9 protein-coding genes are annotated in these 7853 nt (G+C 68.7%); 2 read left to right on the top strand and 7 right to left on the bottom strand.

The genetic code is table 11. From position 1 onward, the window contains the following. Positions 1-61: 61 nt before the first annotated feature. From ACLZOT_RS46110 to ACLZOT_RS46095, 4 genes are all read right to left on the bottom strand, one after another. Complete coding sequence (locus ACLZOT_RS46110) at positions 62-1576, bottom strand: B12-binding domain-containing radical SAM protein (protein WP_416975264.1); 1515 nt, start codon at positions 1574-1576, stop codon at positions 62-64. Positions 1577-1588: 12 nt separating this feature from the next. After that, positions 1589-2392 (bottom strand): hypothetical protein, encoded by an 804-nt coding sequence (locus tag ACLZOT_RS46105; protein WP_416975263.1) that lies wholly within the window; start codon positions 2390-2392, stop codon positions 1589-1591. A gap of 432 nt (positions 2393-2824) precedes the next feature. After that, complete coding sequence (locus ACLZOT_RS46100) at positions 2825-3010, bottom strand: hypothetical protein (RefSeq protein WP_416975262.1); 186 nt, start codon at positions 3008-3010, stop codon at positions 2825-2827. After that, positions 3007-3417, bottom strand: coding sequence for a hypothetical protein (locus ACLZOT_RS46095; protein ID WP_416975261.1), 411 nt, complete (start codon positions 3415-3417; stop codon positions 3007-3009). The genes ACLZOT_RS46100 and ACLZOT_RS46095 overlap by 4 nt, the downstream gene beginning before the upstream one ends. A 168-nt stretch (positions 3418-3585) precedes the next feature. On the opposite strand from ACLZOT_RS46095, the gene ACLZOT_RS46090 reads away from it, so the two are divergent. Both ACLZOT_RS46090 and ACLZOT_RS46085 read left to right on the top strand, forming a co-directional pair. After that, complete coding sequence (locus tag ACLZOT_RS46090) at positions 3586-4428, top strand: helix-turn-helix domain-containing protein (protein WP_416975260.1); 843 nt, start codon at positions 3586-3588, stop codon at positions 4426-4428. Further along, complete coding sequence (locus ACLZOT_RS46085; RefSeq protein ID WP_416975259.1) at positions 4410-4613, top strand: DUF397 domain-containing protein; 204 nt, start codon at positions 4410-4412, stop codon at positions 4611-4613. Before ACLZOT_RS46090 ends, ACLZOT_RS46085 begins: the two co-directional genes overlap by 19 nt. 63 nt (positions 4614-4676) lie before the next feature. Here the strand turns inward: ACLZOT_RS46085 and ACLZOT_RS46080 are convergent, their stop codons facing one another. The 3 genes from ACLZOT_RS46080 to ACLZOT_RS46070 are packed head-to-tail and all read right to left on the bottom strand — an operon-like array spanning position 4677 to position 7809. Further along, positions 4677-5510 (bottom strand): sugar phosphate isomerase/epimerase family protein, encoded by an 834-nt coding sequence (locus tag ACLZOT_RS46080; RefSeq protein ID WP_416975258.1) that lies wholly within the window; start codon positions 5508-5510, stop codon positions 4677-4679. Continuing rightward, the gene (locus ACLZOT_RS46075) at positions 5507-6661 is read right to left on the bottom strand and encodes a dihydrodipicolinate synthase family protein (RefSeq protein ID WP_416975257.1); all 1155 of its coding nucleotides are present in this window, start codon (positions 6659-6661) and stop codon (positions 5507-5509) included. Before ACLZOT_RS46075 ends, ACLZOT_RS46080 begins: the two co-directional genes overlap by 4 nt. Next, positions 6658-7809: a Gfo/Idh/MocA family protein gene (locus tag ACLZOT_RS46070; RefSeq protein WP_416975266.1), complete on the bottom strand. Its 1152-nt coding sequence runs from the start codon at positions 7807-7809 to the stop codon at positions 6658-6660. The genes ACLZOT_RS46075 and ACLZOT_RS46070 overlap by 4 nt, the downstream gene beginning before the upstream one ends. Positions 7810-7853: the final 44 nt, after the last annotated feature.

Here is a 7853-nt window from a genome sequence, read left to right as displayed (position 1 = left end):
TGCGTGACCGCCGCCCCTACGAGGCCCGGCCACCTCTTCGTCTCGTGGCTTGACTTCAGCATTAGGCAGCGGCCTCCCGCCCGTACTGGTTCCGCTCGTGTTGCTCGCGGGTGAGCATCGCGAGCGTGGCGCGCACATCCTCCAGGGGCACCCCGCCGAACTGAATGCCGACGGAGAAGTTGAACTCGTCGCGCTGCCTCATGGATTCGTCAGCGCCGTCCTGGGTGAGGTCCACGTCGCCGTAGGCGAGGAGATCGTCAGCGTGGTAACCGTCCTTGATGAGGGTCTGCCACACCGGTGTGCCCGGGTAGGGGCGGAACTCGAAGACGGAGGCCCGAACGTCCCCGGGGTGCTTGTCAGCGATGGCCCACAAGGTGCGAATATGCCGCACCGTGGCGTCCAGATCGTCGCGGCCCTCGCCCGGAAAGCCGAGGATGAAGTAGCCCTTGACACCGATGCCCCGCGCCACGAGCCGACGGGTGACCCGTTCCGTCATTTCGGCGTCTATGCGCTTGTCCATCGCGGTCAGGACCCGGTCGCTGCCGGATTCGATCCCGAGGGCGACCTCACGCAGCCCGTTGCCGACCAGTACCTCAAGCTCCTGGTCGGTGAGCCGGTCCAGGACGTTGATCCGGCCCGTGGCGTCCCACACGTACCTCTCACCGATGCGGTTCCGAGTGAATGCCTCCATCTGCTCCTCGACAACGCGCTTCGCGCCGAGGAATAAGTCGTCAACGAACCGAAAAGCGGTCACCCCGTACGCGTCGTGCAGCGTATCCAGCTCGCCGATGACGTTCTCCGGGGAGCGGACCCGGATCTTCACATCGGGGTTCGCGCTCCACGCCGCCCCGCAGAAGGTGCAGTTGTAGGGACAGCCGCGGCTGCCGACGATGTTGGCTTCCACATGCCACTGAAGGGCAGCGGCCGTGAGACGGTGGTCGGTCGCGGTGGGCGCGACCCGGTACGGATCCTGCGTGAGGAACACGCGGTTCACGTACGGCAGTGCGTTGATGTCAGGGCCGAGCATCTCCGCGCTCGTCTTCGGATCCGCTACGCCTCCCGCCCGGCTGCCGATGATCGGATCCCGCCAGAGCACGCCCGGAAGCTGACGCCTACGCTGCTCGTCCTCCAGAAGGACGGCAACACGCAGTTCCCCTTCACCGAGGACCAGGGCGCGCAGGTTACACATGCGGGGATCGGCGAGGATGCGGTCCGGCATCGCCTTGGCGTGGTGGCCACCGGCCATGAGCGCGATGTCCGGATTCAGCAGGGCTGCGATCTTCGCGGACATCTCGTAGGTGGGCGCGAGCAGGTTCATCGCGGCCCAGCGCGGCGCGGCGGCGTTTACGATCTTCGCTGCTTCTTCGATGCCGAGCCCGTGGGCCTCGGCGTCGAGGACACCGACGTTGAAGCCGGCCTGCTGGGCATAGGTGGCGATGTAGGCCATGCCGAGCACAGGCAGGGTGTAGTCGTTGGTGCGCGGCCGAAGGGTGTAGTCGCGCAATGGCGCGTTGATGAACAGGGCATCGAGCGTGTGCGCGTTGTCGGCGCCCGCGATCAGGTCTGACTGCCGCATGGTTCCTCCAGGTCATCGGGCATGTGAGCCCCAGGTGAGAGTGGAGAGGGTCAGGGTGTGCAGGGCAGTGCGGTCGGTGCCGGCCCAGTCGGTCCACATCGGGCCGAAGGCCGTGTCCTTCTTGTTCGGCCACGGATGATCAGGGGCGATCTGTGCTGCCCAGGTGCGCACGGCGAGGTCGTCGTGCGGGTAGACGCCGAAGTCGCCGGTGAAGTCGGTGGCGGCGGCCGCGGCGGTCCACGGGCCGATGCGCGGGATGCCCGTGAGCGCGGTGACCAGGTCGGCTGGGTCGAGACGTTCCCATGTGGTGTGGTGCTGCCGGTAGGCGGCGGCTGCGGCTTGGAGCGCGGTGCGGTGGAATGTCGCTCCGACGTCGGCGAACTGCTCGTCGGTCAGGTCGAGGACCGCGGTCGGCGCGGGTGCTACGGCGAGCCCACTCTGCGGGCCTTCAACGGTGGTGCCGTAGGCGCTGCACCAGGTGCGGTACAGCTTCCGGGCCTGGTCTGCGCGGACGACCTGCCGCAGGATCGCCGTGGTGATCGCGTCCCACAGCCACGGGTTCGCCAGGCGCTGGGTGACGCCGAGTTGGACAAGTCCTTCGCGGAGGGCAGCCGGAGCGGCGGGCGGAAGGTGCGCCGGGTCGGTGCTGACGAACTCGGGCTTGACGTCCTCGGTGCCGTCCACGCACGTCATGTGGAGTCCGTCCCGGTCGTGGGACAGGCTCCAGATGCCCGACGCCGTACGGACGACACGCGCGCGTTTGCCGTCCTCGTATGCCTGCCAGGCGGGGTGATCGGTCGTCAGAACGTTGCTCATCGCTTGCTCCTCTGCATGCCGGAAGTGCTCGCCGTAGCCTCTCGCGTAACAGCCGTACGACGCGTCGCGGTCACGGAATCGAGGCATCAGCCGATGAGCTCGCGGTCGATCAGTCAGGCACACATGCTCGACCAGGAACATGCCTCAGAGGCGCAGCCGGGCCGCAGTCATGCGCCGCCCCGGAGGGGCGGTCTTCCGGCGTCATGCCGCCTCTTGTCACTGCTGGTGCTCCGACACCGCTGCTCCCGGAAGCAGTCCTCGCCCCGGTCAGGGACGACGCGGGCGACGCAGGCGCGGTTCTCTGTCTCGAAGGCGAGCCGGGCGGAGGTGTGATCGGGTCGGAGGCGCTCCAGGGAGAACATGGGGGAGCGTAGGCAGAACAGGTCGAGACTGGCCCGCCCGGGAGGTGTGCGCCTCGGCGGGCGGGAGCCTTCAGACGGCCAGGAGCTTCGTCGCCGTCGCGGCGGCGATGGAGACGAGGCTCACGACGCTCAGAACGGCGAGGAGCGTCTCACCGAACCGGCGAGTGGGGGAAGGGGGTTGGAGGATGCGGGGTGGGGGTGTCACATAGGCCGGGGGGACTTGGGTGATCTGGCGGGGGTGGGGGCGGTAGGTCACTCGGTGGGGTCCTGGGGGCGCTGGGGGTGGGCCTGGGTGTGGTGGCGGCGCAGGAGGACGTTCGCGTCCGTGGCCGCGCTGTAGTCGCCGCTCTTGTGGGCCGTCCTGCGGAGGGTGGCGAGTTCGTCGCAGGTCGCGCAGTTGGGGTACGGGCGCGGGGGTGCGCTGAGGTCGATCGCCGGCTCCAACGGGGGCTTCTTCGCGGGGTCGTTGCGGGTGAGGTGGTTCGCGGCCTTCACGCCGGCGCTCATGCGCTCCTTGTCCGTCGCCGGGCGGAGGTTCTTGGGGTCGGCGGACCACTCGGTACCACCGCCGACGGGGCGGAGCATGGCGTACTTCCCGAGGTGGTCCTGGTACTCGCCGACCTTGTCGGTGGCGGGGTCGTAGTAGAGGGTTCCCGGTTCCATCTGGTATCGGTCCTTTCGACCAACATCTGTACGGAATGCGGCAGTTGCACTACTCTGCGTGTTCCTGGGTAAGAAGAGGATGACCCAGGCTCGGGTGTCGGTGCAGCCGGAACGGGCGTTGGTTCCGGATGAGGCGGCCAAATTCCATAAACGCCGGGAGGGGACGAGGTGCCACAGCGGAATGCGGTCACGGGACGCAGCCAGGAGCCGAGGAAGAGGTTCGCGCAGGAGCTGAGGAGGCTGCGGGAGGAGAAGGGGGAGACGCTTCAGCAGCTCGCGGAGCAACTCGGTTGGGACGCTTCGACGTTCGGGAAGCTGGAGAGCGGGCGGAATCTGGGGAGCCCGGAGATCGTCGAGGCGCTGGACCAGCACTACGGGACGACGCCGATGCTGATGGCGTTGTGGGAGCTGGCGATCAGGGACATGAGGCAGTTCAAGGCGGAGTTCCGGCCGTACATGGTGTGGGAGGCCAAGGCGGTCAGGATGTGGCACTACGCCGCTGAAAACCTTCACGGGTTGCTCCAGACTCCGGCCTACGCAAGGGAGTTCCTGGCAGCGGGCGGCATGAAGGGCGAGGAGCTGGCCACACAGGTCGACGCTCGCATGAGCCGACGTGACCTCCTGTTCGGGGGCGACGCACCGGCCTTCCGCTCGATCATCTCGGAGTTCGTGCTGCGCACCCCGCTCAAGGACCCCGCCGAGTGGCGTGAGCAACTCCAGGACCTGCTGGACGCGTCGGAACTCGACAACGTCACCCTTCAGGTGCTCCCGGCGTCCGTCGGCCTCCACGCCCTGACGAACACCGACACCATGTTCCTCCAGGACGACACCAACCAGACCGTCGCCTGGGTGGAGACTGGTTACGACGGCGAGCTGTTCGAAGAAACTGAGGACGTCCGTCGGCTTCAGCTCAGATACGATCGGGTTCGCGATTTGGCCCTATCCCCGGACGAATCGCGCGAGTTCATCCGGCGGCTGTTGGAGGAAGTACCGTGCGAGCCATCGACCTGAGAAGCGTCTCGTGGCGCAAGAGCAGCTACAGCAACCAGTCCGGTGGCGCCTGCCTCGAATTCGCCCCCAACCTCCCCTCCCTCGTCCCCGTCCGCGACAGCAAGACCCCCACCCTCGGCGCCCTCCTCTTCACCCCCGCCTCCTGGAACACCTTCGTCGACTCCGTCAAGGAATCCACGCGCTGACCTCACGCCGAGGCCCCGCCCAGGAGACGTTCCCGGGCGGGGCCTGTCGTGTCTTCCGCGTGCTCAGCGGATCGTGTGCTCCACGAAGCGGGCGGCCGTCTCCGCGAGGAGTTCGCGGCCGTCGCGGGTCCAGAGGTGGTCGTTGAACAACTCGACCTCGATGGGGCTGGTGTAACCGGCGTCCTCGACGTAGCGCTGCCACTCGCGCATGTCGATCGCACCGTCCCCGATCTGGCCACGGCCGTTGAGGACACCCTCAGGCAACGGCGTGGTCCAGTCGGCGAGTTGGAACGTGTGGATCCGGCCGGAGGCACCCGCGCGGGCGATCTGCGCGGGCGCGTTGTCGTCCCACCAGATGTGGTACGTGTCGACGGCGACGCCGACCTGGTGTGCCGGGAAGCGTTCCGCGATGTCCAGGGCCTGGGCGAGGGTCGAGACGACGCAGCGGTCCGAGGCGTACATCGGGTGGAGCGGCTCGATGGCGAGCCGTACGCCGTGCTGCTCGGCGTAGGGGCCCAACTCCCCCAGCGCGTCCGCGATCCGCTCGCGGGCACCGTGGAGGTCCTTGGACCCGGCGGGGAGGCCGCCGGAGACCAGGACGAGGGTGTCGGTGCCGAGGGTGGCCGCCTCGTCGATCGCGCGGCGGTTGTCGGCGAGGGCGGCGGCGCGTTCGGCGGGGTCGATCGCCGTGAAGAAGCCGCCCCGGCAGAGGGTGGTGACGGTGAGGCCGGCGTCGCGGACGAGCTTGGCGGTGGCGTCAAGTCCGTACGTCTGGACGGGTTCCCGCCACAGGCCGACCTTGTCGATGCCCAACTCGGCGCAGGCGTCGGCCAGTTCGGGCAGCGACAGTTGCTTGACCGTCATCTGGTTGATGGAGAAGCGCGCGAGGTCGGTCACTGGGTCACCCCGTACACCGCGAGGAGGCTCTTCATGCGCTCTTCCGCGAGCTTCGGGTCCGGGAACAGGCCGAGGCCGTCGGCGAGTTCGTAGGCGCGGGCGAAGTGCGGGAGGGAGCGCGCGGACTGGAGGCCGCCGACCATCGTGAAGTGCGACTGGTGGCCCGCGAGCCAGGCGAGGAACACAACTCCCGTCTTGTAGAAGCGGGTCGGCGTCTGGAAGAGGTGCCGGGACAACTCGACGGTCGGGTCGAGGAGTTCACGGAAACCGGCCGTGTTCCCGGTGTCCAGGACGCGTACCGCTTCGGCGGCCAGCGGGCCCAGCGGGTCGAAGATGCCGAGGAGGGCGTGGCTGAAGCCCTTCTCGTCGCCCGCGATCAGTTCGGGGTAGTTGAAGTCGTCGCCGGTGTAGCAGCGGACGCCCTGCGGGAGCCGGCGGCGCAGGTCGACCTCGCGCTGGGCGTCGAGGAGGGAGACCTTGATGCCGTCGACCTTGTCGGGGTGGGCGGCGATGACTTCGAGGAACGTGTCGGTGGCCGCGTCGAGGTCGGAGGAGCCCCAGTAGCCCTCCAACGCCGGGTCGAACATGGGGCCCAGCCAGTGCAGGACGACCGGTTCGGCGGCCTGGCGCAGGAGGTGGCCGTAGATCTCCAGGTAGTCCTCGGGGCCTTGGGCGGCCGCCGCGAGCGCCCTGGACGCCATCAGGATGGCCTGTGCGCCGGACTCCTCGACGACCGCCAGCTGCTCCTCGTACGCCGCTCGGATCGCCGCGAGGGATCCGCCGGTGGTGAGCTGGTCGGTGCCGACGCCGCACGCGATGCGACCGCCGACAGCCTTGGCCTCGGCGGCACTTCGGCGGATCAGCTCCGCCGCGCCGGCCCAGTCGAGGCCCATGCCGCGCTGGGCGGTGTCCATCGCCTCGGCCACCCCGAGGCCGTGGGACCAGAGGTGGCGGCGGAAGGCGAGGGTGGCGTCCCAGTCGACGGCGGCCGGGGAGTCGGGCGACACGTCGGCGTACGGGTCGGCGACGACGTGGGCCGCCGAGAAGACCGTACGGGAGGTGAAGGGAACGCCGGAGGTGACGGCGAAGGGTTCGGTGCGTGGCTCGTAGGCCCGCAACCCGCCGTCCGGGGCCGGGAGTTGGATGGTCACAGGGAGATCTCCGGGACGTCGAGGCGGCGGCCCTCGGTGGACGACTTCAGCCCCAGCTCGGCGAGTTGGACGCCGCGGGCGCCGGCGAGGAGGTCCCAGTGGTAGGGGGCGTCGGCGTAGACGTGCTTGAGGAAGAGTTCCCACTGCGCCTTGAAGCCGTTGTCGAACTCGCCGTTGTCCGGGACCTCCTGCCACTGGTCGCGGAAGACCTCGGTGGCGGGGATGTCCGGGTTCCAGACCGGCTTCGGGGTCGAACTACGGTGCTGGGCACGGCAGTTGCGCAGACCCGCGACGGCCGAGCCCTCGGTGCCGTCGACCTGGAACTCGACGAGTTCGTCGCGGTTGACGCGTACGGCCCAGGACGAGTTGATCTGGGCGATGGCGCCGCCGTCGAGCTCGAAGATGCCGTACGCGGCGTCGTCGGCCGTCGCGTCGTAGGGCTTGTCGTTCTCGTCCCAGCGCTGCGGGATGTGGGTGGTGGCGAGGGCCTGGACGGACTTCACGCGGCCGAACAGCTCGTGCAGGACGTACTCCCAGTGCGGGAACATGTCGACGACGATGCCGCCGCCGTCCTCGGCGCGGTAGTTCCACGACGGGCGCTGGGCGGGCTGCCAGTCGCCCTCGAAGACCCAGTAGCCGAACTCGCCGCGGATGGAGAGGATGCGGCCGAAGAAGCCGCCGTCGATGAGGCGCTTCAGCTTGAGCAGGCCGGGGAGGAAGATCTTGTCCTGGACGACGCCGTGCTTGATGCCCTTCGCGTTCGCGAGGCGGGCCAGCTCCAGGGCGCCGTCGAGGCCGGTCGCGGTCGGCTTCTCGGTGTAGATGTGCTTGCCCGCGGCAATCGCTTTCTTGATCGCCTCCTCGCGGGCGGAGGTGACCTGGGCGTCGAAGTAGATGTCGACGGTCGGGTCGGCGAGGACCTCGTCGACGTCCGTGGAGACGTGCTCCAGGCCGTGCTGGTCGGCCATCGCACGCAGGACGTGCTCACGGCGGCCGACGAGGATCGGCTCGGGCCACAGCACGGTGCCGTCGCCGAGGTCGAGGCCGCCCTGCTCGCGGATGGCCAGGATGGATCGGACGAGGTGCTGGCGGTAGCCCATCCGTCCGGTGACGCCGTTCATGGCGATACGCACCGTTTTGCGTGTCACGTCGGTCCCTTCGGAGAAGTCGTACGCGGTGGGAGTGCGCCGCA

Source organism: Streptomyces sp. 4F14, assembly GCF_048159485.1.
Taxonomy (GTDB): domain Bacteria; phylum Actinomycetota; class Actinomycetes; order Streptomycetales; family Streptomycetaceae; genus Streptomyces.
This window is presented reverse-complemented; position numbering and strand designations above follow the sequence as displayed.

Coding starts and splice junctions, on each gene's coding strand:
- ACLZOT_RS46110 (WP_416975264.1), bottom strand. CDS start 1,576: ATGCGGCAGTCAGACCTGATCGCGGGCGCCGACAACGCGCACACGCTC.
- ACLZOT_RS46105 (WP_416975263.1), bottom strand. CDS start 2,392: ATGAGCAACGTTCTGACGACCGATCACCCCGCCTGGCAGGCATACGAG.
- ACLZOT_RS46095 (WP_416975261.1), bottom strand. CDS start 3,417: ATGGAACCGGGAACCCTCTACTACGACCCCGCCACCGACAAGGTCGGC.